Genomic DNA, 25,303 nt, shown 5'->3' with positions numbered 1-25,303 from the left:
ACCATTTCCACTGAAAACAGCCGTCCTATGTCTTTCTATGGAAAAGTAAACTTGATCAAAACCTTTGGTGATGATGGCACTATCCAGATTGGCAGAAACTTTGACCTTGATCCTATGGGGCCTGCAATTGAAGGCGGCATTGGCATCAATGCGCAACTGTCTCACAATTTCTCCCTTCATGGTGATGTAAGCTATCAACAAAAGCTTCAGAAAACGGGTATAAGTGGTGCAAGTTTTTCAGGCGGCATACGCTATCAGTTTTAAAAGCAAGGTTGTAAAAATAGCTTATTCGTTCTATTCAATTTAACAAAAAGGCAGCGCAATATGCTGCCTTTTTTATTTATAAAATCTGTCTTTAAGAATAGAAAAAACAAAAATAGTTGAATCATTCTCATGTACTATTGAAAAATTTTCATAACAGCTTCTTCTTTTTTAAAAAATAAAACTTAGCGTTTTTGGATAAATAAGAGTAACACTGTAAAAAAGAGTAAACAAATCAAAAAAAATAAAAATTAAACTATACCCTAAAGAATAAATTTTCCTAGAAAACATAGCATCATTAATCACCTATTATTTCTTACAAGCTTAATGCTCATCTAAAATGAAACCTTCTAAACATAAATTTATAGTCAACAAACTGTACAACAAATATATAATGCGCGTTATGAGTCATGCAGATGACTCATAATGTTGTACGCCTAATAAAGTGAAAAATATGAGAGCTAAAATTTCTTTCAATAAATTATATCGATAAGATTTCACACTATAAAAAATACAAAAACTCTCTATTACAACAAAGATACTAAATACTTCTCGAAACCTAAAACAGAAAAATGTATTTTTTCTTTTGGAAAATCGATCATACTCTTTGCTCTCTATGGACAATAGGCTCTATACTTGCTTCAAAAAACTCCTTTGTATAATCGTGTTGCGCGTGTAAATTACGCAATTCATCATTGCTAAGCTCTTCAAGAATAATCCCTTTATGCATAATTCCAACACGTTCACAAATATGTGCAACAACAGCAAGATCATGGGATACCATCAAATAAGTAAGCTTTTTTCTCGCTCGCAACGATTTCAACAAGTTTAAAATTTCAGCCTGTACCGATACATCCAATGCAGATGTTGGCTCATCAAGCAATAAAACTTCTGGCTCGATAATTAAAGCACGTGCAAGAGCAATACGCTGACGCTGTCCTCCAGACAACTCATGAGGATAACGATAAAGAAATGAAGAATCTAAACCAACGGAATCTAAAGCATCCTCCACCCGCTCTCTTTGATTATCCATCCCATGGATTTTGAGCGATTCAGAAAGAACCGTATGGACCATTTTTCTTGGATGCAGAGAAGCATAAGGATCTTGAAAAACCATTTGAATACAGCGTAAAAAATCCTTACTTCTTTTCTTTTCAACTTCTTGTCCAGCAAAAAGGAACTTTCCACTATAATCTGGAATAAGCCCCACCAATGTATTCAAAATTGTTGATTTTCCACATCCGGATTCACCAATCAAACCATAAGCTTCACCACGCTTAATATGAAAATTAACATTTTTAACAACTGTTACTGCCTTATGTCTATGACCAAAAGTTACAGATAAATTAGAAACATCAATAATATTCTCACAATTTGTCATGAGGAACCTCCTCAACACCATTAACAATCGTAGGATTATACAACCAATCAGGATCACGCTCAGGAACAGCCAAAATATCAACAGGATTATCAAGCCGTGGTAAACTCGCCAGCAAAGCCTTTGTATAAGGATGACAAGCGTGAGACAAATCAGAAGCAGGCAACTCTTCTAACACACGGCCCGCATACATCACCAAAATACGATCACAAAAATCAGCAATCATATTTAAATCGTGACTAATGAAAATAAGTCCCGTTCCAGACTTTGTAACAAGTTCATCTAATACGGATAAAACTTGTCGTCTGACCGTAATATCAAGCGCAGATGTTGGTTCATCGGCAATAATTAAATCAGGTTTCGGAATGAGCATCATTGCAATCATCACGCGCTGCCCCATCCCCCCAGATATTTCATGAGGAAAGAGACGCATCACATGTTCAGGATCACGAATATGAACAGATTCTAACATAGATATGGTGCGCTCCCGCGCTTCGGCTTTTGAAACACGATAATGAATGCGGTAAGCCTCCATAATCTGCTCACCAATCCGTATTAATGGATTAAGTGAATATTTTGGGTCCTGTAAAATCATTGAAATACGCTTCCCGCGGATTTTTCGCATCTGAGGTTCACTTGCGGTCAATAAATCAACATCCTCAAAGCGCATTTTTTTAGCTTTAACAATGGCTGCTCTTGGACTCAATCTTAGTATTGCGCGCCCAGTCATCGATTTTCCAGATCCCGATTCACCAACAATTCCAATTTTTTCTTTTCCAACAGAAAAACTAACGCCACGCACAACTTCTGAAATGCCGCGCGTTGTAGGAAAAGAAATACGTAAATCTTCTACTTCTAATAATTTATTATCCATTGCGTGGATCCAATACATCACGAAGACCATCACCTAAAAGGTTGAAAGCAAGACTTGCAAATAATATTGCACAGCCTGGTATTGCCGCCAACCACCAATTTGTCATCATAAATTCCCGCCCTGAAGAAAGCATCGCACCCCATTCAGGACTTGGAAGTTGAGCTCCCAACCCTAAAAAACCAAGACCAGCAGCCGTTAAAATAATTCCAGACATATCTAAAGTTAATCGTACAATCACTGAAGGAATACACATGGGCGCAACGTGAAACAAAATTATTCTCCAAGCAGAAGCCCCTTGCAAGCGAACGACAGAAACATAATCAGAAGAACGTATTGTCAAAGTCTCAGCACGTGCTAAACGTGCAATTGGCGGCCATGCTGCAATTGAAATTGCAATAGAAGCATTTTCAATCCCTGGTCCCAATGCGGCTGAAAATGCAAGAGCTAAAATCAAACCTGGAAAAGCAAGAAAAATATCGACAATGCGCATGAGAACAGTATCAACCCATCCGCCCATATAACCAGATACGGTTCCAACAATAAGCCCTATTGGACCTACAATAATGGTTGTAAGAAAAACAACATAAAGAGTAATACGGGAACCAAAAACAAGGCGACTAAAAATGTCACGTCCTAATTCATCTGTCCCAAAATAATGCGCCATAGAGGGTGGCTGCAACCGATGCCCTAGATCATTGCTAAGAAAATCATGCGTAGCAATCCAAGGAGCAAAAAATGCACATATGATAATAATACAAATAATAAGCAGACCAAATACAGCCGAAAAGTTATGAAAAAACTTAACCAGTGCGTGATAAATTCTTTGTATGTTCGCCTGAATTATGGAGCTTGGAACAGGGTCGTTTAACCAACCGCCAAAAAAAGATGATGATTGCGATTTATGATGATTACTTACTGTCATATTCAACGTGTCCTTGGATCAAAAATGCGATAAAGCAAATCAGAAAATAAATTAATGGCGACAAAGATAAATCCTACAAGTAAAGTACATCCTACAACTGCATTCATATCTCCGGCTAAAAGAGCATTTGTCAAGTAATGTCCAAAACCAGGCCAAGCAAAAACTGTCTCCGTTAAAACAGCCCCTTCTAATAAAAAAGCATAAGAAAGCGCAACAACGGTAATAACCTGAACAGCAGCATTCTTAAAGGCATGTCCCCATACCGTTCGCGCCCACGATAACCCCTTTACACGTGCAGTAATGATATATTCCTGATTAAGCTGCTCAATCATAAACCCACGAGTCATACGGCTAATATAAGCCATAGCACCGAAAGCTAAGATCAAAGCAGGCATAATAATGTGACTAAAAACATTACCAAAAGCCTCCCATTGTCCTTGGCTTGCAGTATCCCAAAGGAAAAATCCTGTTTTTGGTTCGAAAGAATATTCATAAAGAAAATCAATACGTCCTGGACCACCAACCCAGCCAAGCTTGGCGTAAAATATTAACAAAGCCATTAAACCGAGCCAAAACGTTGGAGTAGAATAACTTACAAGTGTAAAAACACGAACAACATAATCAATAAATGAATCGCGATACATTGCTGCAAAAACACCAAATGGAATTCCAAGACTTGTGCCAATAACAATAGCAACGGTTGCAAGCTCTAATGTTGCAGGAAATACACGCATAATATCAGCTAGAACAGGACGCCCAGAAGTTAAAGCATCTCCAAAGTCAAATAAAAATACATTATGAAGATACTTCCAATATTGAACAATCAACGGCTTATCAAGACCAAGCTTATAATACATTGCATCATAAGCTTCCTGACTGATATTATCACCAAGAATAGACAGAACTGGATCTAGAGGAAGAAGATGACCAAGAAAAAAAGTGATCGTCACCAACCCAAGCAATGTGATAAAAACTGAAATAAGAAGTTTCAATCCTTTGCATAAAAAATCCCATAAAAATAATCTTTTCTGCTTTTCTGATACAGCTCTTTCAGTCTCTGAAAGTGGCAAAACCATTATAAAAATCCCCTCTGTAGCGACAAAACATAAAGCAAATACCTTTTTTTATATAACAAAACAACCTCTTATTAAGCATGTTCTACAATCCTTCTCTATAACATGCTTCTTTTTATTTTTCTGCTTCATTGTAATAAAGTCTATAACTGTTCCAAATCCATTTTTTGACATCAGGTCCCATACCAACGGTATAATATGTCTGAAATAAATAAACCATAGGACCATGCTCTAGCACATAATGCTGTAAAGTACGATATTGCATGATACGCTTATTGGGGTCTTTCTCAAACAAAGCATCCATCACCATGTTATTAATATTTTCATCATAATACCCAGCGCGCCAAGCCAAATACATATTGTGCTTTTTTGTAAATGTTGGATCAGGATTAAACACGTGATTTAATGAGGCAGGATGTCCATCAGGATCGGCACTCCCCCACCCCATAATAGCAGTATCGTAATTTCCACCACGTACACGGCTCAACAATTGATTTTGTGCCATTTTTTCAATTGTCAGCTCAACACCAATTTTACGTGCATTAGCTTGAATAGACTGTGCAACAGACGACATATAACTAAGGCTTCCAACTAAAAGATTAGCTTTAAAACCGTTCGGATAACCAGCCTCAGTAATCAACTGTTTTGCTTTTTTCAAATCCAACTTAAAAGGCAGCCCTTCTTTTTCATCCAAAGCACCAGGAACACCCAAGGACATATAAGTTGCCCGCGGAATAGCAATCCCCTTCAAAACAGTTTTTCCAAGACCTTCATAATCAACCAAATAACGAAGTGCCAATCTGACCTTTTCGTTTGCAAAAATTGCATTCTTATTATTTAATGATAGATAAATAATCTGGGGGCGCAAAACACGACTAATTTTGACTAGGCCTCCCTTTTTTTCAAGATCTAAAATATCCTCTGAAGAAAGATCACGCGCTATGTCCACATCACCTTTTTCCAAAAGAAGTCTTTGACTTGATGAATCTGCTACGTGCTGCACAACAATCTTCTTAATTTTAGGCACATCGCCCCAATAATGCTGTGTAGCCTCTAATACAACTTTATCTCCTGGAGACCAGCTCACCAATTTATAAGGTCCAACACAAGCCGAATGTGTTGCTAAATATTTATTCCCCATATCACCGTTAATACTCTGCGCTTCAATTGTTTTCCGATCAAGCAAAGCAGAAGCATAAGATTGTCCAATAACAGTCAATATGAGCTGAATAGGATAGGGTTTATCTAATTTTAATTGCAAAGTCTTATCATCAAGAGCCTGAATATTTGTTTCAACATTGTTTTTAGTAAACCCATAATCCATTAAAGATTGGGCATAGCTCAATCCTAATTTAATAATCCGCCGCATCGACCATACCAAATCTTGCGCCGTTGCTGTTCTTCCATCATTAAACTTTAAATCATCACGAAGATGAAAAACTATTCTTTTGCCATTATCTAAAACATCCCAAGATTTTGCCATAGCAGGGCGAATTTTTGTAGGATCATGCTCATCATATTGCACTAACGCGCTACAAATATTCGTCAATAACTCACTCGTCACAACTTCAACAGTTTGCGCTGGGTCAAAACTACTCATTGAATCAATATTCCATGCCATCACCAATATATCTTTAGATGAAGCACTAAATGCTGATGCTATAGCCCCATTTAAAAAAGCTGTTATGCCTAATAAAACAGAAAATTTTTTCAACATTTTTTTCCCCATTATATTCTTGTGCCTTTTTCACACATAGTCGTTGTGATTTTGCTCTTTCATCTTTTAAACAGCATAGTATCAAACATCAACTTCATTTAATCAAACTAAGCATCTATAAAATAATTCTCTCATATATCAATCTGCATTCGGGATGCATAGAATCTGTAGCCACAAACAAAGATCTTCTCCAATATAACTTTCTATATTCATCCCTCCTTAATAAACGACCTCCACCATATACAGCACAAATACCCCTCACAGTTTCTTCCTTAAAAAACTGAAGGACTTTTATGTGAAAAAATATTTTCATCATGCTATTATGATCAAACTACTTTTACCTTTGACAACACGAAAAGACACTCTTATTTTTCAATTTTACTATAAAAAATACGCGGTGCACTATTCCAAACCCATTTTTTGACATCCGGTGTCATCGCTATAACGCTATATTGCTGGTAAATAAACGCATAAGGTCCTTTTTGCATAAGTTCACGTTGTAAATCAGCATATATTTGCGCCCGTTTTTGCGGATCTTTTTGAAACAACGCATCTTCAACTTTTTGATTCATCTTGGCATCAAAATATCCATGCTTCCAACTAGGATAGGCAGTGTTTCTAGCCTCAAACCGATTATCTGGATTATAAACAAGACGTGAAGCCATTGTATGAGGATCCGCAGAATCATTATTCCATCCGACAAAAGCCGTATCAAAAGCCCGTGCATTCACTTTTGAAAACAACTGTGTACCTGCCACACGTTCAATTTTAAGACGCACACCCGCCTGCGCAGCACTATCTTGAAGTGACTGAGCAAGTAATAAAGTATAAGGAGTGTTTGACACGAGAAAATTTGCCTCAAATCCGTTCGGATAACCAGCCTCTGCTAAAAGTTGCTTGGCTTTTTGAATATCAAGCTTAAAGGGTTGTCCTTCTTTTTCATCTAAAGCCCCAAAATTGCCAAGAGGAATAAAACTTGCCCGTGGGATACCAATCCCTTTGAGAAGTTTCTCGCCAAGACCTTCATAATCTATAAGATAACGCATCGCCAAGCGCACTTTTTCCTTAGCAAAAATGGGATTCGTCGTATTGAATCCCCAATACATCATGGTTGGCACCAACACTTTTTCAACTTTAACATCTGTTGTTTTTTGCAGATCTGCAAGATCTTCAGGTGTCAAATTACGAGCAACATCAATATCATGTTTTTGCAATAACAAGCGCTGTGTTCCGGGCTCCGCAACATGGCGAATTAAAATCTGCTTTAGTTTAGGTGCTTGTCCCCAATAGTGAGAGCTTGCACGTAACAAAATCACTTCTCCAGGGCGCCAACTTTTTAAATGATAAGGGCCAACGCAAGCAGCATGAGTTTTCAAATACTGATTTCCCAGATCACCGTTTTTTTCATGCTTCATAATCGTCTTACGATCAAGCAAAGCTGTTGCACGACTCGCAACAACATTATTCAGAATGAGCTCTGCTGGATAAGGCTTATCAAATTTCATCACCACTGTTTTCTCATCAACAGCTTGCAAAGCATCATCAACATTTTGTTCTGTAATTCCATATTCATTAAAAATTGCTGCATTAGCCATCTGCAATTTAACAATCCGCTTCATCCCCCAAACAAGATCATTGGCATTGGCTGATCTACCATCGTTAAACTTTAAACCATCACGCAAATGAAAAGTAAGCACTGTAGTATGATCATCACCTGAAACATCCCAATGCGTTGCTAAAGACGGAACTATTTTCGTTGGATCATCTGTCGCAGTACTGACCAAATTATCACAAACATTTCCAATAATTTCACTTGCATAAACATCATTGAGCTGCGCAGGATCAAACGTACTGATTGCATCCAGATTCCAAGCCATCACAAGGGTATCAGCCGGTGTTTTTGCTGAAACCTGTTGTACAACTACTCCCAGTGCCATAAGAGCAGCAACAATAGAGCTGCTACTTTTCAATATTATTTTCTTCAAGTTCATAAACGTTTCCCTTTATTTATTTTTTATTAATTAATGACGCTGAAATAACATGGCAAATTTATAATTATACACATTGAACAAATACATTCTAATCGCCTATACAGAGTCATCTACTTTATAAATTCATTGACTACATCTCAATCAAACCATAGCGAACATGCAATATATGTTTTGCTAACCAGTATCACATTCTTTCATAACCTTTCTTTGCATACGATAACGCCGTATACCAGCCCCATTAATCATCAAAAGGATAAGCCTTTTAGCCTCCAAAATGGTAAGCTTTAAAAAAAAATCATTGCGCAAAAATTTATGAATTCACCACTCTATTACTTTAGGCGGTATTTAAAATAAAATACGCAAACTTCAAAAATTGTCATTCTCCTCAAACACTCAATTTCAAGATGCGGCACATCTTTACTACATGATCAAAACTGCACTAAAACAGCAGAAAGGCATAAGAAAAGATCTTTTCCAAAACTCTACCCCCACAAAAATCTGCTTAATCTTTTGAAAACCAAGTGTCAAAAGTTTTACGTTTTTACCAAAAAAACCAAACACGTTAACAAAAATAAAGGAATAATGAGAAGAATCACCCCTTGCAAGCTTTGTCTTTTGAGAGATAAAGATTGCAATAAAAGAATACACACTAAAATGCACTTCTCCATTGATAAAAACAAAATTCATTAGACTACCCCCAAAGACATAATGAATATAGACCCTTCTAAACTTTAGTGTGCATCACTGCTTTACCACTATAAAAATAGAACAGAAAACAACACACTGCAACAAAACTCTTGTTTCCAGCAGAAACATACAGAGCTTCAACTAAGTAATGTAGTGGATACAAGCCTGCGTGAGCTTAATCATTTTCCTAAAAATTGGAGAGCACACGCGGCAAAATCACTCTCTAATAGAAGAAAACTATCAGATAATAAAACCCAACACAAGCAGCTTAAGTCATTTAACTTCAATTTTTCATCACTGCATTTTATTTTTATTCCCTAGGTAAGTACTGAGCAATTGACCTACACATAAATAAACCAACAGTCATACAACCAAAGTAAAATATAACAATGCAACAACATCCCCCCTCTAAAAACCACTTTGCATTCGTCAATAAACACGAATAAAATATTCATTACTTATTATAACGGTCATGTCATTAACAGAAATAAAAACATCTCTTCTGAACCATTTCAAATGCCAAGAACTGTTGCACAACATTGAAAGCTAGTAAAGTGTGTGATGGTGCTGATTTTCTCTTTCATAAGTGTAAAGATAGAGTGCACAATGGATTGACTGTTATACCATTCATGAGCTGCGTCGCAAAATGGGCTTTGGTACACTAGATGTTTCTTTAAAACATACAAGACGTTACCATTATCTCACTTCAGATACATGACAGTTAAGATATCACTCCTTTTTGCATCTGTTTTTTTCATCTTCAAAATTATACCTTTATCGTTTTGAGTGCCAACAACAGTAGGAAATTATTGATATTGTATAGTTCAATTATCTTATACAATGGAGTTGTATAATCTATACATTTATTAAACAATTTAATTATTATCCTATTGATCATTACTCATACAAAAGAACGTTGGCCAATTTATCGACAAAAACATCCTTCAAGATGATCATTAACGATCCCTACGGACTGCATAAAAGCATAACAAATTATGGGACCAATAAATGTCCAGCCACGTTTCTTCAAGTCTTGAGAAAGACGAAGAGAAGCAGGGGTTGTGGGATGAGCCGACAGTGTTTGAAAGTCTATCTTTTCATAACGCTCTGATTGTGGTGGCTGAAAAGACCAAAAATAGCGAGACAAGCTCCCCCACTCTGTTATAATTTCTTGTGCTCTAAGTGCATTATTAAGCACTGATTGAATTTTTCCTTGATGGCGAACAATGTCTTTATTCTGCATTAACATTTTCACCTTTAGCTCATCATAATGAGCAATCTTTTTAAAGTCAAAGTGATCAAATGCAATGCGAAAAAAAGAGCGTTTTTTTAAAATTGTAAACCAAGAAAGCCCCGCTTGGAAACCTTCAAGAGAAATTTTTTCAAACAAACAGGTATCTTCAAAAACAGGTTTTCCCCATTCGTTATCATGATAAGCACAATAAAGTGGATCCGTTCCAGCCCATGCACAACGAACTTTTCCATCCGCTCCCTTAAGAAGACCTTCCGCAAGCATGGCATTAACCGTATTAAAAGAGAGTTCCTTGATCATCGCTTGGCGACTTTATCGGCTTGTGTTTTGAGCGTTTAGCGGAAACAGATTCTTGTGTTGCAACATTGATATCACCATCAAAAAAGCGTAAATTTATGTGCCCCGTTTCAGGAAACTGAGCCAAGCGTTTAATGGGCTTATTCTCTTTCCCCAAAACCAAAACAAAGCCGCGCTCCAAAATATTCTGATAAGAAGTGCTTTTTAAAAGCCTAAATGCAAGCTCCATTCGGGCACGTTTTTTTTCCACACTACGCACAAAAGCACGATGAAGGCGCGCCGTATATTCTTTTGTATTGCGGTGTGCTTTTTCATTATTTAACAAACGTAACGAAAGACGTAAACGAAGAGTATGAAAAGAAAAACGTTTTTTATCGTAGCTTACACAAAGAGCACGCTGTAATCGATTTGAAATTTCATCAAAACCACGCCGTGGTAGAGCGAAAAGTTGGTCGACAGTGGGAAGACCACGTCTGACTGCACGCAACTTTTGTTGATGAAAATCAAAAGAACGTACAAGTCCCTTGCGCAAACGTGCCCCAAGAGACGCAACACACACTTCAAGATCAAGCTTAACGGGAACAGCCTTTTCTGCAGCTCCTGTAGGAGTTGGAGCACGCCAATCAGCGACATAATCAATTAAAGTCCAGTCCGTTTCATGCCCAACAGCAGAAATAACGGGAAGAGCAGAGGCATAAACAGCACGAACAACAGCTTCGTCATTAAACCCCCACAAATCTTCTAAACTTCCCCCTCCCCGTGCAACAATAATAAGATCAGGTTTTGGAATAAGTCCTCCTGGAGCAAGAGCATTAAAACCTTCAACAGCAACAGCTACCTCTCTCCCACTTGTTTCCCCCTGAACACGTACAGGCCAAACCAAAATATGTAACGGAAAACGGTCGGATATACGATGAATAATATCACGAATAACAGCACCTGTTGGTGATGTGACAACGCCTATAATTCGAGGCATATAAGGCAAAGGTTTTTTCTTTGCTTCATCAAATAAGCCTTCTTCCACAAACTTTTTCTTACGATTTTCAAGAAGTGTCATCAAAGCACCAACCCCCGTTGGTTCAAGAGCCTCAATGACAATTTGATATTTCGATGACCCTGGATAAGTTGTAAGTTTACCAACAGCAACCACTTCCATCCCTTCTTCAGGAGGAAATTTGAGCTTTTCCATCACTCCACGCCAAATAACAGCTTCCAACCGTGCCTTATCATCCTTTAAAGCAAAATAAGCATGTCCTGAAGCATGAGTACCACGGTAACCTGATATCTCCCCACGCACCCGTACATAACCAAACTTTTCTTCAACAACACGCTTTAGAGCTCCTGCTATTTCGGAAACAGTAAATTCTGCCACATTTGTTACACCTGTTTTTTCACTAAACAAACTTACCATTTTTCAATTCTTTACGCCCGTTTCTGTAAATCTTTTTGAAACAACACAATCTTTAAAATTTTTATTTATAGCTTCATCAAAATATCCATAACACCGGCTAGAACAGCTTATATTTCGAATTTCAAACCGATTATCCGAGTTATAAAAAAGCTTGGAGCCGTTGTATGGGGATCTCCAGAGTTATTATTCCATCCGAAAGCTGTATCAATAGAAGTTAAAATATTCAATCTTAACATCCACACAAACACATCTTTCATAAGAATTCCTGAAATAAAATTCTCTACACAACATAGTAATCCATTCCCGATAAAATTCAACGTATTGCAAAGTGTTAAAGAGCTTTGCAATACATCAAATATATCATGATCATGTTTTTTATATTTTATAAACCTGATACCTTCTTATTTTTCAATTGCACTATAAAAAATACGTGGTGCACTATTCCAAACCCATTTTTTAACATCAGGTGTCATAGCTACAGTATGATACGTCTGATAGATAAAAGCATAGGGTCCTTTCTGCATAAATTCACGTTGCAAATCAGCGTACATTTGCGCCCGTTTTTTGGGATCTTTTTCAAACAACGCATCTTGAACCTTTTGATTCATAGTTTCATCCAAATACCCATGGCACCAACTCGCATAGCCTGTATTTTTAGCCTCAAGCCGGTTATCAGGATTGTAAATAAGGCGTGAAGCCATTGTATGAGGATCCGCAGAATCATTATTCCATCCGAAAAAAATCGTATCAAAAGTACGTGCATAAAATTTTGAAAACAACTGCGTACCTACAAAACGTTCAATTTTAAAACGCACCCCAACCTTTTTTGCATTGTCTTGAAGGGACTGAGCAATTGGCAAAGCAAAAGGATAAGGAGATGCCCCTGCAAAAATATTGGCCTCAAAACCATCTGGATAACCTGCTTCCGTTAAAAGTTCCTTTGCTTTTTGGAGATCAAGTTTAAAGGGTTGTCCTTCTTTTTCATCTAAAGCCCCAAGATTACCAAGAGGAATAAAACTTGCACGGGGAATACCAACATCTTTGAGAAGGGTCTTACTGAGTCCTTCATAATCAATAAGATAGCGCATCGCTAAACGCACTTTTTCCTTAGCAAAAATAGGGTTCGTCGTATTAAAACCCCATATAATCATGGAGGGCGCCAACACTTTTTCAACCTTAATATCCGTTGTTGCTTGGAGATCTGCCAAATCCTCTGGCATCAGATTACGTGCAACATCGATATCGTGTTTTTCCAATAATAAACGTTGCGTTCCAGGCTCCGCGACATGGCGAATTAAAATCTTCTTCAATTTAGGCGCCTCACCCCAATAATTGGAGCTTGCACGCAATAAAATCCCTTCTCCAGGGCGCCAACTCTCTAACTGATAAGGACCAACACAAGCAGAATGGCTTGCCAAATACCGGTTTCCCATATCACCATTTTTTTCGTGTTTCATGAGTGTCTCACGATCAAGCAAAGCAAGAGTACGACTAGTGGCAAAATGGCTAAGAATAAGCTCTGCTGGATAAGGTTTATCAAATTTCATCACCACCGTTTTCTCATCCGGTGCTTGAAAAGCCTCATCAACATTCTGTTCTGTGATACCATATTCATTAAATGTCGCCGCAGTAGCCATCTTCAATTTAACAACCCGCTTCATGCTCCAAATTAGATCATTGGCATTCGCAGGACGACCATCATTGAACTTCAAACCATCACGCAAATGAAAAGTAATCACCGTACGCTGATCATCACTTAAAACATCCCAACTCTTCGCCAAAGAGGGAACAAGTTTAGCTGCGTCATCTTTAGCTGGTTCAACTAAATTATCACAAACATTGACAAGAACTTCGTTACCATAACGGTCATTAATTTGTGCGGGATCAAATGTACTTATTGAATCAAGATTCCAAGCCATCACAAGCGTATCGGCAGGTGTTTTTGCTGAAACTTGTTGCACCAAAATCCCCAGTGCAATAACAGCAGAAACAAAAGCACTGCTCCCTTTCAATATTTTTCCTTTCAAGTTCATAGACTTTTCCTTTTAAAATTTATTGTATAAGTTCTCCATGCAACAATAACGTGCAATAAATAATAAGATTAGACTTAGAAAACATACCTCCTCGAAATAAAATTAAAAACTCAACAGAAAACGATCTGATATAAAACGAAGGTATTAGGCATAACAGCATCTGTTGGAGATATCACAGTGCTTACAATTTGGGACATATCAGGCAAAGTTTCCTTTTGCTTTATCAATCAGACCTTTTGCTTCAAATTTCTTTTTTGATTTTCTAAAAAGTGTCGCGAAAACACCACGTCCGGTTACTTCAAGAGCCTCAATAAAAATTTGATATTTTGATGATTTTGAATGAATTGTAATTTGCTGAAATTGATCATTTACCCTCCTTCTCAAGAGAAAATTTGAATTTTTTCATCACTCCCCATAAAATAATACCCCAATTGCGGAGTGTTATCTTTCAAAACAAAAGGAAACATAACATAGGCATCATAAAAAACTGATATTCCTCTTTGCCTCCACACCAAAACTCTTCTTCAACATTGCAAAGTCTTTGCTCCTTTAACAATGCTAAATACCACAACATTTGTTGTACTAATTTTTTCAGCAAATGAATTGATCTCTTTTCAATTCATGGAAGTTGAAATATTAAGTTTAAACATCCAAGCAAGCACATCTTTAATGAGAATGAAAGATCCCTTAATAGAAATCTTGCAAAGACACTCAGCAATATATCCTCTATTATTCACAATCTTCAACGTATTGCAAAACATTTAAGAACTTTGCAATACGTCAAATATATCATGATCATGTTTTTTATATTTTATAAACCTGATACCTTCTTATTTTTCAATTGCACTATAAAAAATACGTGGTGCACTATTCCAAACCCACTTTTTGACATCAGGTGTCATCGCTACAGAAACATATGTCTGATAAATAAAAGCATAGGGTCCTTTCTGCATAAATTCACGTTGCAAATCAGCATACATTTGCACCCGTTTTTGGGGATCTTTTTCAAACAACGCATCCTTAACCTTTTGATTCATACTTTTATCAAAATACCCATGGCACCAACTAGCGTAGCCCGTATTTTTTGCCTCAAACCGATTATCTGGATTGTAAATAAGACGTGAAGCCATTGTATGGGGGTCCGCAGAGCCATTATTCCATCCGAAAAAAATCGTATCAAAACCACGCGCATAAAATTTTGAAAACAACTGCGTACCTACAAAACGTTCAATTTTAAAATGTACCCCAACCTTTTTTGCGTTGTCTTGAAGGGACTGAGCAATAGGTAAAGCAAAAGGATAAGGAGATGCCCCTGCAAAAATATTGGCCTCAAAACCATCCGGATAACCTGCCTCTGTTAAAAGTTCCTTTGCTTTTTGGAGATCAAGTTTAAAGGGTTGTCCTTCTTTTTCATCTAAAGCCCCAAGATTACCAAGAGGAATAAAACTTGCACGGGGAATACCAACATCTTTGAGAAGGGTCTTACTGAGTCCTTCATAATCAATAAGATAGCGCATCGCTAAACGCACTTTTTCCTTAGCAAAAATAGGGTTCGTCGTATTAAAACCCCATATAATCATGGAGGGCGCCAACACTTTTTCAACCTTAATATCCGTTGTTGCTTGGAGATCTGCCAAATCCTCTGGCATCAGATTACGTGCAACATCGATATCGTGTTTTTCCAATAATAAACGTTGCGTTCCAGGCTCCGCAACATGGCGAATTAAAATCTTCTTCAGTTTAGGCGCTTCCCCCCAATAATTGGAGCTTGCACGCAATAAAAGAGCTTCTCCAGGACGCCAACTCTCTAACTGATAAGGACCAACACAAGCAGAATGACTTGCCAAATACCGGTTTCCCATATCGCCATCTTGTTCGTTTTTCATGAGTGTCTCACGATCCAGCAAGGCAGCAGTGCGATTAGTGGAAATATTGCTAAGAATAAGCCCTGAAGGATAAGGTTTATCAAATTTCATCACCACCGTTTTGTCGTCCGGTGCTTGAAAAGCCTCATCAACGTTTTGTTCTGTAATCCCATATTCATTAAATGTTGCCGCATTAGACAATTTCAATTTCACAACCCGCTTCATACCCCAAACAAGATCATTGGCATTGGCTGATCTACCATCGTTAAACTTTAAACCATCACGCAAATGAAAAGTAATCACCGTACTCTGGTCATCACTTAAAACATCCCAACTCTTTGCCAAAGAAGGAACCATTTTAGCTGCATCATCTGTAGCAGAAACGACCAAATTATCACAAATATTGTTAACCACTTCAATTCCATAACGGTCATTGAGTTGTGCAGGGTCAAATGTACTTATTGGATCCAGATTCCAAGCCATCACAAGCGTATCGGTAGGTGTTTTTGCTGAAACTTGTTGCACAAACATCCCCATTGCAAGAACAGCAGAAACAAAAGAACAGCTCTTTTTCAATATTTTTCTTTTCACGTTCATAGACTTTTCCTTTTAACGTTTATTGTATAAATTCCCTATGCAGCAAAACGTGCTTAATAATTAAGTTTAGACGAACTATAGGCTCCTAAAGACCAAGCTTTAAAATATTTAAGAACAAGCACCTCTTGCCAATGACTCCTCCTGCCTACACTTGTAAGCCAAACCAAAACATACAAAGGAAAACACTCTGGTATATAATGAACACTCACCAACAACAGAGCTTATTCACGATATCATAACGCCTACTATTGAAGACTATAAAACCAATATTTTTTCTCTATCTTGTTAAGCAAGCTTGTCTCTTTTATTTCTTCCAGCGTTTTGTATACCATCAAAGCACTAGCCCTTTCGGCTCACGTACCTTAATAACAAAGAGCTTTCATAATAATTTGACGATTTGATAAAACAGGAAAATTCGTTAGTTTGCCAAGTGCAACGACTTTTATTCCTTTTTCAAAAGGAAATTTGTTTTTTTTCATCACTCCCCGTAAAATAAGACCCTCCAATTGGTATCTCATCATCTTTCAAAGCAAAAGAAAATATGAACACCATAAAAAACTGAATCCCTTGTGTACCCACCCATACCAAAACTTTCCTTCAACATCGAAAAACCTTTACACCTTTAACACTACTAAATTCCACGACATTTGTTACACTTAGTTTTTTTATGTTACACTCAGTCTTTTAACAAATAAATTGATGACTTTTCAATTCAGAGAAATTGAAATATTCAATCTTAACATCCACACCAATACACCTCTAATGAGAATGAAAAATCCCTTTAAACGAATGTCTTAAAAAGACATTCAACAGTATATCACGCATTACCTATAATCTTCGACGTATTGCAAAGCTTGAAAATTTATACAATACGCCGAATATATCATGACAATGTCCTTCATCTATTGAACAGCATTGAAGACACGCTTATTTTTCAATTTTACTATAAAAAATATGCGGTGCACTATTCCAAACCCACTTTTTGACATCCGGTGTCATCGCGACGACGCCGTATTTCTGATAGATAAACGCATAAGGTCCTTTTTGCATAAGTTCACGTTGTAAATCAGCATATATTTGCACCCGTTTTTGCGGATCTTTTTGAAACAACGCATCTTCAACTTTTTGATTCATCTTGGCATCAAAATACCCATGCTGCCAACTAGGATAAGCTGTATTTTTTGCCTCAAACCGATTATCTGGATTATAAACAAGACGTGAAGCCATTGTATGAGGATCCGCAGAATCATTATTCCATCCGACAAAAATTGTATCAAAAGCTCGAGCATAAAGTTTGGAAAACAACTGTGTACCTGCCAATCGTTCAATTTTAAGACGCACACCCGCCTGCGCAGCACTATCTTGGAGTGACTGAGCAAGTAATAAAGTATAAGGAGTGTTTGATACGAGAAAATTTGCCTCAAATCCGTTCGGATAACCAGCCTCTGCTAAAAGCTGTTTGGCTTTTTGAATATCAAGCTTAAAGGGTTGCCCTTCTTTTTCATCCAAAGCCCCAAGATTGCCAAGAGGAATAAAACTTGCCCGTGGGATACCAATCCCTTTGAGAAGCTTCTTGCCAAAACCTTCATAATCTATAAGATAACGCATCGCCAAGCGCACTTTTTCCTTAGCAAAAATGGGATTCGTCGTATTGAAACCCCAATACATCATGGATGGTTCTAACACTTCTTTGATTTTAACATCTGTTGTTTTTTGCAAATCTGCAAGATCTTCAGGTGTCAAATTACGAGCAACATCAATATCATGTTTTTGCAACAATAAGCGCTGTGTTCCGGGCTCCGCAACATGGCGAATTAAAATCTGCTTCAGTTTAGGTGCTTGTCCCCAATAGTGAGAGCTTGCACGTAACAAAATCGCTTCTCCAGGGCGCCAACTTTTTAAATGATAAGGGCCAACGCAAGCAGCATGAGTTTTCAAATACTGATTTCCCAGATCACCGTTTTTTTCATGCTTCATAATCGTCTTACGATCAAGCAAAGCTGTTGCACGACTCGCAACAACATTATTCAGAATGAGCTCTGCTGGATAAGGCTTATCAAATTTCATCACCACTGTTTTCTCATCAACAGCTTGCAAAGCATCATCAACATTTTGTTCTGTAATTCCATATTCATTAAAAATTGCCGCATTACCCATCTTCAATTTGACAATCCGCTTCATCCCCCAAACAAGATCATTGGCATTAGCTGGTTTGCCATTATTAAACTTCAAACCATCACGCAAATGAAAAGTAATCACCGTACTGTGATCATCGCCTGAAACATCCCAATGCGTTGCTAAAGCAGGAACCATTTTAGCAGGATCATCTGTCGCAGTACTGACTAAGTTATCACAAACATTGCGAACAATTTCACTTCCATAAACATCATTGAGCTGCGCAGGATCAAACGTACTGATTGCATCAAGATTCCAAGCCATCACAAGGGTATCAGCCGGTGTTTTTGCTGAAACCTGTTGTACAACTACTCCCAGTGCCATAAGAGCAGCAACAATAGAGCTGCTACTTTTCAATATCTTTCTTTTTAAGTTCATAGACTTTTCCTTTTAAAGTTTATTGTATAAATTCCCCACGCAACAAGAATGCGCAAAATAATAAAATCAGACAAACCATAGGCTCTGAGAGATAAAGTATTAAAACGTTCAAACAACATCACTTATCAACCACTCCTCCTGCCCATAGTTACAAACCAACCCCCAATATGCACCGAGAAACAATCTAATATATGATGAATGACATAACCCATCACCAATCTATTGATAATATTACAACGTCTACCATTGAAAGCTATAAGACAAAGATTTCTTCTCTCTTGTCGAACAAGTTTACCTCTTCTTTACTCTAGCGTTTTTATGCCATCAAAGAACTATCCCCTGTTAGCTCAAAAATCTTAATAACAAAAAGCCTTCATAATAACTTGATTATTTCAACAAAACAGAAAAATTTGCCCATCGTCCAACATCAAGCACCTCTACCTCTTCTGCAAAAGGAATTTTGAATTTTTCCATAATTCTCCACTAAATAACGGCTTCTCATTATATCTTATTTCCAAATAAAAGGAGCACGGGCACCACAAACCTCTAACATTCCCTCACGCGTCCGTACATAACAAAACTTTTTTCAATATCGTATTTTAAATATCTTTGCTCCTTTAACAACACTCAATTCATTGCTTATATTTTTTCAGAAAAAAAGATCTTTTCAATGCACTAAGGTTGAAATATCTGAATATAATATCTATATAAGCACACCCTTATTAGAATAGATAGTCTTTTTTTAAGTAAACTGTCTTGAAATATTATTTCTATACACGACAATAATAAGTTTGTTACAAAATCTTCAATATACTAAAACTCTCACTCTGATGCGAAATATCGAAACGTTATAAAATTTCTCTACAAATTCTCAGAAACGAAAGGATCTCCCTTCATTTAATAAAAGAAGCGCCATGAAAATATCGCAAAAATGCAATAAAACATGTGCATATTTCAAAAACCAGCACCGTTAATCAGACTAAAGGTGATAAACTCAAAGTAAGAAAAAATAAAAAAATGTTTTTGCTTTATGATAGTAACATCGCCGCACTATGATAATACAATAAGAAACACGATCTTCGAAAGTATATTAAAATGAAGCGGAAAAAAAGATTATCAGATTCTTTTCGTGCGTTTCTTGGAAGAAAATTAAGCAGCGTTAGTCTAAAATTGCTTATCCTGTCATTCTTCATTGGCATCGTAATGAATTTTTTGGGATGGACACACCGAAACCTCATACACAAAATAGTAGATTTTTTTAAATCACTATGGGAAGCAGGATTTATAACGCTTACAAATTTCTTCCATATAACTATGACGGGAGCTATTATTGTTGTGCCTATTTTTCTTATCTTACGAATTTTTCATAAAAAATAAAAGCCTTAACATTTTCCTTGCGTTAATCTTTTCGAAAAATCAAACGACATAAAAATCCTGTAGTAATAGCAATAATCACTGCAACAATACCATATAAAAAACGATACTTGTGCGCTGCATAAAAAATTGTATAAGCGATATGTGCTTTAACAATTTCAAGAGTCGTTGTTGCACTATCAATAAACTGTCCATCACGAAAAAGATAAGCACGAACTTTATAATGTCCAACCGGGATATTTGCTGGCAAACGAAAATGTGCTGTGAAAAGTGTGTCAGAACCAAAACGAACCCCACCCACTTCCTCATAATAAAGGCTTTTAGCTTTTTGCAACTTTATAAGTTCATCGCGAAAGATTTGTATTTTTTTCTGATCTTGTTCATCCGTCTGCAATGGCAAATAGAGTAATCCTAACCCCAAGCGTTTATAATCTTCAATGCTCGTAATATCGCCAATTTCACGCGTTGTGACCATAGAGTAAAAAAGAGGAACCTTTTTAAAAATAAGAGAATCTGTATTAACCCATACACCGGCATTGCGTTTTTTTTCTCGCATCACCATTGTCCGATCTTGTCCCTCCAAGCTTACAACAATATCATAACGGTTCTGTCGAGAATATAACGGATCAATATTTTCCAAAACACCAGCAATATAAAGATCACGACCAGCAAAATTTGCATCCACAGTAATCGTATTCGTTGTTACGATAATTTGGACAGTTTCGTGGTCAACTTGATCAATGAATGTAGCTGGCGTCCCAACATGTGACCATGTAGAAAAAGAAATAAAACAAAAGCAACCTGCAATGATGTATAAAGAAAATAATCTACCCATTTTTATCTCATAAGAATATCCAAAGAGAAAAGATTATCAGGGCGTATAAATAATTGAAAAGCAAGACGCATACACACAATCAACACTAAACATGCAAGCGCCATACGCAATTGTTCAGCCTTTAACTTCCGTCCAGCCCTTGTTCCATATTGTGCACCAATACTTCCTCCAAGCATTAACAAAAAAGCCAAGACAATATCAACGGACTGATTAGTCACACTTTGCAAAACTGTCGTGAAAGAAGACACAAATGTAATCTGAAAAAGTGAAGTCCCAATCACCACACTGGTTGGAACACGCAGAAGATAAATCAATGCTGGTATCATAAAGAACCCCCCACCAATTCCCATAATAGAAGACAACAATCCCACAATGAGACCAATCCCTAAAACTGGAATAATGCTAACATATATCATAGATGTCCGAAAACGCATTTTTAAGGGTAAGCGATGAATCCAGTTATGTCGACCAGCAAGACGAATATTGGCTTTTCCTGCCTTACGCTTGCGCATCATATCATACCAACTTTCAACGATCATCAAGCTTCCTACACTTCCAAGAAGAATCACATAAAGAAGCGAAATCATTAAGTCTAATTGACCTAACTTTTTCAAAACAGAGAAAACCTGAATCCCAATTAAAGAACCACCTCCTCCTCCAATCGCCAAAAGAATACCAAGTTTAATATCGAGCGTACGTCTTCTAAAATGTGTAATTGCTCCTGTTACAGATGACGCAATCATCTGGTTAGCGCCTGTTCCAACAGCAATAGCAGGAGGAATATTATAAAAAATCAATAACGGTGTGATGAGAAACCCACCACCGATTCCAAAAAGGCCTGAAAAAAAACCAGCAACGACTCCCATACCAATCAAGATCAGCATATTGAGTGACATTTCAGCAATTGGTAAATAAATACTCACTTACAGAACCTTCAAGATAATTTGAGGTTTTTTACAACTAGAGAATCCTTCTCCAATTATCCTCTTTTCCAATAATTTCTGTTGCGTGTTTAAAAGAATAATTTTAGTTTCTATAGCTTTCGCACAAACACGAATGCGCAATACATTTCACATCTATTAACATCAACATCATACAAATTAAAAAAAACGAGCTCCTTTTAAAAAGCTATAAAGACATAACGTTATCGCTAGCACAAATACAACGGTTAAAAAACAAAGAACACTTTTTTTTACCAAATAAGATAAAAACGAGACATGTTTCCGAGACTGCACCTTTAAAGAAGAAAAATCATTCTCACTGCAATGATTAGATGCCTGAACACCCATCATACCCTTTTCTTCTATTATAGCACGCTTCACTACTCCCTCATCCTTTTTAAAAGAAGGTTTCAGAGCATCACTTAGCAAAATAGCATCACTGGGCAAAGAGCTTCTATTTTCTTGCTGCAACGTATTTTCAACATTTGTTTGGAGTGGAATTATACCGTTTTGTTTCGAAAAATTTTGCACCTTTTGAAGGAATAAACGTTCTTGATTGTCCTTACATTCCATATGAGCAAGTTTTTGTACAACAGAATCAGGTGATTTTGAACGAGATACCCGTCGTGTTACCGCTTCTTCTTCTAAGCTTTTTTTTTCACTCTGCAAACTTTTAACAATTGTTTTAATCTGCTCTAAAGACTCAAAAAGCTTTTTTTCTCTTTGACGACGCATATAATGTTCAGCCAAAATGGCTCGACTAATATCATCTAAGTAAGATTTAAAATGCTCTTCTACAGAACTCTGCTGCATCAAAGAATGGGGCGGATGCTTCATTTGCATTTGCGTATAAACGGTGCGTAATTTTTGAGCAATATCTGACATCGTTACTTCTACAGAAGTATCCATTCTCTCTTTCTGTTCAACAAAAGAAAAGAATTTACCATGCCTAATCTGATTGGTCGCCTGATCGATCGTATGACCCTTCGTATTCACAAACGCTTACCCCTCATTAACCTTTTTGAAAAGAATCGCAACAAATGATGAGAAAGTGTGGTCTATTTTAGTAAATAGAGCTTTAAGAACTCCTAAAAACTTTTTATTTTGCGCATTTGTTAGAAATATTTTTCCCCAATCTTTATCCAAAATATTTGAAAGAAAGTTCTTTAATTTTTCTGTCTTCAAGATTTGAAGAGCAAAATCATTCCCCCATTTTTATCTTTTTCACTTAATTTTTCATTGTATAAAGGGCCTATTGCACCATCATAAACAAAGCATAAGAAACTAAAAAAGAATATTCTCACAAGACAGATTGATTTTTTTACTTTTTATTCAAGCAAATAAGGCAATTATAGCAATGCAAAATATGAAGGTTGAAAATAACGACGAGAAAGTACAAGTAAACGTAAAAAAGCTTATATCAAAGAGAACACAAGTTATAAATGAGACTTCATTCTAAACAATTTGGTTTCTTATGAGTATTGCTATAAACTTGTGGGCATACAAACAAAGAGGATCATTATGAAGATAATTGTCGCTGTCAAACGTGTTGTTGATTATAACATCAAGATACGCGTCAAACCCGATAGTACAGGTGTTGATCTGTCTCACGTAAAAATGTCTATGAATCCTTTTGATGAGATAGCCGTGGAGGAGGCTATTCGCCAGAGAGAATCCGGTAAAATTTCAGAAGTTCTTCTTGTTTCAATTGGCCCAGAAGCAGCCCAAGAAACTCTACGAACAGGACTTGCAATGGGCGCTGATCGCGCACTTCTTGTCACAACGGATCAAACACTTGAACCCTTAGCAATTGCTAAGGTTCTCAAAGCTATTGTTGATGAAGAAAAACCCGATATGGTCTTTTTAGGAAAACAAGCAATTGATGACGATAGTAATCAAACAGGACAAATGCTCGCTGCTCTTCTTGGTTGGGGACAGGCAACTTTTGCCTCACATCTTAATATAGAAAATGGGCATGCTACAGTTACTCGTGAAGTTGATAATGGAACACAAACTCTTTGTCTTCCCCTTCCCATGGTTATGACCGCCGATCTACGGCTCAATGAACCGCGTTACACCTCTCTCCCCAATATCATGAAAGCAAAAAAGAAAATCATTGAACAAAAATCTCTTGCTGATCTTGGCATCGATACGGAAGCACGCTTAACAATTTTAAGCGTTGAAGAGCCAAAACCCCGTCAACCCGGTATTAAAGTGGCGAATGTAGCAGAGCTTGTCAGTGCACTAAAACAAAAGAACTGCATTTAATATTCTCACCACTAGAGTAAAAGCAACACTCACATAAAAGGGCAAAAACTTATGGCAATTCTTTTATTGGCTGATCATAATACAGAAGAAACAGCAAAAGTGCTCACCGCTGCACGCGCACTCAGTAATGATATCGATATTCTGGTTTGCGGAGAAAAAATTCAAACGATAGCGGAAAATAGTGCTAAACTTAGTGGTGTGCGGCAAGTTCTTATTGCAAAAGCAGACTATTTAGCCCATCAACTTGCCGAGCCTATGGCAGATACAATTCTCACGTTAGCAAATGATTATGATGTGATCATGGCTGCATCCAGCAGCACTGGGAAAAATGTGATGCCACGCGTAGCAGCCCTTCTTGATCTTATGCAAATTTCAGACATTACCGCCGTTCTTTCACCCGATACCTTCAAACGACCCATTTATGCAGGCAATGTACTTGAAACTGTCCGCACCAATGATTATAAAAAAATTATAACAGTTCGCACAGCTTCTTTCACACCAACGCCTTCCCAAAATAATTCTGCTCCCATTAAAATAATAACACCAGCTCCTAATCCAAATCTTTCTTCTTTCGTAAAAGCAGAAACCAACAAAAGTGATCGTCCTGATCTTACCTCTGCACGTGTTATTATATCAGGCGGGCGTGGTCTTGGTTCTCAAGAACAATTTATGGCACTTCTTCTTCCTCTTGCAAACAAATTAGATGCCGCTTTAGGTGCCAGCCGCGCAGCAGTTGATGCAGGCTACGCCCCCAATGAATGGCAAATTGGACAAACAGGAAAAGTCGTTGCCCCTGAACTCTATATCGCTGTTGGCATTTCCGGTGCAATCCAGCATTTAGCCGGTATAATGGATGCACAAATTATTGTTGCCATTAATAAAGATGAAGAAGCTCCCATCATGCAAATTGCGGATTACAGCCTTGTAGGTGATCTCCACCAAATTGTTCCAGAATTGGAGAAAGCTTTATAAAC

General features: G+C 37.2%; 18 protein-coding genes. 4 read left to right on the top strand and 14 right to left on the bottom strand.

Annotated elements, in window-relative coordinates; genetic code table 11:
* A partial coding sequence (locus ACFIKH_RS05765; RefSeq protein WP_375653877.1) for an autotransporter outer membrane beta-barrel domain-containing protein occupies nucleotides 1–264 on the top strand: 264 nt, incomplete at its 5' end.
* A 595-nt stretch (nucleotides 265–859) separates the two neighbouring features.
* On the opposite strand, the gene ACFIKH_RS05760 is transcribed toward ACFIKH_RS05765, so the two are convergent.
* From ACFIKH_RS05760 to ACFIKH_RS05710, 11 genes are all read right to left on the bottom strand, one after another.
* Nucleotides 860–1,642, bottom strand: a complete 783-nt coding sequence (locus ACFIKH_RS05760) for an ABC transporter ATP-binding protein (protein ID WP_375653875.1) — start codon at nucleotides 1,640–1,642, stop codon at nucleotides 860–862.
* Nucleotides 1,629–2,513 carry an ABC transporter ATP-binding protein gene (locus ACFIKH_RS05755; protein WP_375671163.1) on the bottom strand — a complete coding sequence of 295 codons (885 nt, stop codon included), beginning with the start codon at nucleotides 2,511–2,513 and terminating at the stop codon, nucleotides 1,629–1,631. The genes ACFIKH_RS05760 and ACFIKH_RS05755 overlap by 14 nt, the downstream gene beginning before the upstream one ends.
* Nucleotides 2,506–3,435, bottom strand: coding sequence for an ABC transporter permease (locus tag ACFIKH_RS05750; protein WP_375627258.1), 930 nt, complete (start codon nucleotides 3,433–3,435; stop codon nucleotides 2,506–2,508). The genes ACFIKH_RS05755 and ACFIKH_RS05750 overlap by 8 nt, the downstream gene beginning before the upstream one ends.
* A 2-nt stretch (nucleotides 3,436–3,437) precedes the next feature.
* Nucleotides 3,438–4,511, bottom strand: coding sequence for an ABC transporter permease (locus tag ACFIKH_RS05745; RefSeq protein WP_015856298.1), 1,074 nt, complete (start codon nucleotides 4,509–4,511; stop codon nucleotides 3,438–3,440).
* 112 nt (nucleotides 4,512–4,623) lie between these two features.
* Nucleotides 4,624–6,225, bottom strand: coding sequence for an ABC transporter substrate-binding protein (locus ACFIKH_RS05740; RefSeq protein WP_375627257.1), 1,602 nt, complete (start codon nucleotides 6,223–6,225; stop codon nucleotides 4,624–4,626).
* 365 nt (nucleotides 6,226–6,590) lie between these two features.
* Nucleotides 6,591–8,216 carry an ABC transporter substrate-binding protein gene (locus tag ACFIKH_RS05735; protein ID WP_375671161.1) on the bottom strand — a complete coding sequence of 542 codons (1,626 nt, stop codon included), beginning with the start codon at nucleotides 8,214–8,216 and terminating at the stop codon, nucleotides 6,591–6,593.
* Nucleotides 8,217–9,828: 1,612 nt separating this feature from the next.
* The gene (locus ACFIKH_RS05730) at nucleotides 9,829–10,455 is read right to left on the bottom strand and encodes a DNA-3-methyladenine glycosylase I (RefSeq protein ID WP_375627255.1); all 627 of its coding nucleotides are present in this window, start codon (nucleotides 10,453–10,455) and stop codon (nucleotides 9,829–9,831) included.
* Entirely contained in the window at nucleotides 10,433–11,863 is a 1,431-nt protein-coding gene (gene xseA / locus ACFIKH_RS05725; protein ID WP_375627254.1) for an exodeoxyribonuclease VII large subunit, read from the bottom strand. Before xseA ends, ACFIKH_RS05730 begins: the two co-directional genes overlap by 23 nt.
* A 401-nt stretch (nucleotides 11,864–12,264) precedes the next feature.
* Entirely contained in the window at nucleotides 12,265–13,896 is a 1,632-nt protein-coding gene (locus tag ACFIKH_RS05720) for an ABC transporter substrate-binding protein (protein ID WP_375627253.1), read from the bottom strand.
* A gap of 830 nt (nucleotides 13,897–14,726) precedes the next feature.
* Nucleotides 14,727–16,358 (bottom strand): ABC transporter substrate-binding protein, encoded by a 1,632-nt coding sequence (locus ACFIKH_RS05715; RefSeq protein WP_375671159.1) that lies wholly within the window; start codon nucleotides 16,356–16,358, stop codon nucleotides 14,727–14,729.
* Between the two features lie 927 nt (nucleotides 16,359–17,285).
* On the bottom strand, nucleotides 17,286–18,911 hold the full coding sequence (locus tag ACFIKH_RS05710) for an ABC transporter substrate-binding protein (RefSeq protein WP_375653863.1): 1,626 nt from the start codon (nucleotides 18,909–18,911) through the stop codon (nucleotides 17,286–17,288).
* A 1,095-nt stretch (nucleotides 18,912–20,006) separates the two neighbouring features.
* Between ACFIKH_RS05710 and ACFIKH_RS05705 the strand changes: the two genes are divergently transcribed.
* Nucleotides 20,007–20,288: a DUF6460 domain-containing protein gene (locus ACFIKH_RS05705; protein WP_375651883.1), complete on the top strand. Its 282-nt coding sequence runs from the start codon at nucleotides 20,007–20,009 to the stop codon at nucleotides 20,286–20,288.
* Nucleotides 20,289–20,310: 22 nt separating this feature from the next.
* Here the strand turns inward: ACFIKH_RS05705 and ACFIKH_RS05700 are convergent, their stop codons facing one another.
* The 3 genes from ACFIKH_RS05700 to ACFIKH_RS05690 all read right to left on the bottom strand — a co-directional run bounded on the left by ACFIKH_RS05700 (nucleotide 20,311) and on the right by ACFIKH_RS05690 (nucleotide 23,057).
* Nucleotides 20,311–21,120 (bottom strand): TIGR02186 family protein, encoded by an 810-nt coding sequence (locus tag ACFIKH_RS05700; RefSeq protein WP_375627249.1) that lies wholly within the window; start codon nucleotides 21,118–21,120, stop codon nucleotides 20,311–20,313.
* Nucleotides 21,121–21,122: 2 nt separating this feature from the next.
* The gene (locus ACFIKH_RS05695) at nucleotides 21,123–22,043 is read right to left on the bottom strand and encodes a sulfite exporter TauE/SafE family protein (protein ID WP_375627248.1); all 921 of its coding nucleotides are present in this window, start codon (nucleotides 22,041–22,043) and stop codon (nucleotides 21,123–21,125) included.
* 177 nt (nucleotides 22,044–22,220) lie between these two features.
* Nucleotides 22,221–23,057, bottom strand: a complete 837-nt coding sequence (locus ACFIKH_RS05690; RefSeq protein WP_375653862.1) for a hypothetical protein — start codon at nucleotides 23,055–23,057, stop codon at nucleotides 22,221–22,223.
* A gap of 525 nt (nucleotides 23,058–23,582) precedes the next feature.
* Between ACFIKH_RS05690 and ACFIKH_RS05685 the strand changes: the two genes are divergently transcribed.
* Together ACFIKH_RS05685 and ACFIKH_RS05680 are read left to right on the top strand one after the other, a co-directional pair.
* The gene (locus tag ACFIKH_RS05685; RefSeq protein ID WP_375627246.1) at nucleotides 23,583–24,329 is read left to right on the top strand and encodes an electron transfer flavoprotein subunit beta/FixA family protein; all 747 of its coding nucleotides are present in this window, start codon (nucleotides 23,583–23,585) and stop codon (nucleotides 24,327–24,329) included.
* A gap of 51 nt (nucleotides 24,330–24,380) precedes the next feature.
* Entirely contained in the window at nucleotides 24,381–25,301 is a 921-nt protein-coding gene (locus ACFIKH_RS05680) for an electron transfer flavoprotein subunit alpha/FixB family protein (protein ID WP_375653860.1), read from the top strand.
* The last annotated feature ends 2 nt before the right edge of the window (nucleotides 25,302–25,303 follow it).

The sequence above is a fragment of the Bartonella sp. SD1336NMGDW genome (genome assembly GCF_042193565.1).
GTDB classification, from domain to species: domain Bacteria; phylum Pseudomonadota; class Alphaproteobacteria; order Rhizobiales; family Rhizobiaceae; genus Bartonella; species Bartonella grahamii.
The sequence above is the reverse complement of the archived record's forward strand: the minus strand, read 5'-3'. Positions and strand labels throughout refer to the sequence as shown.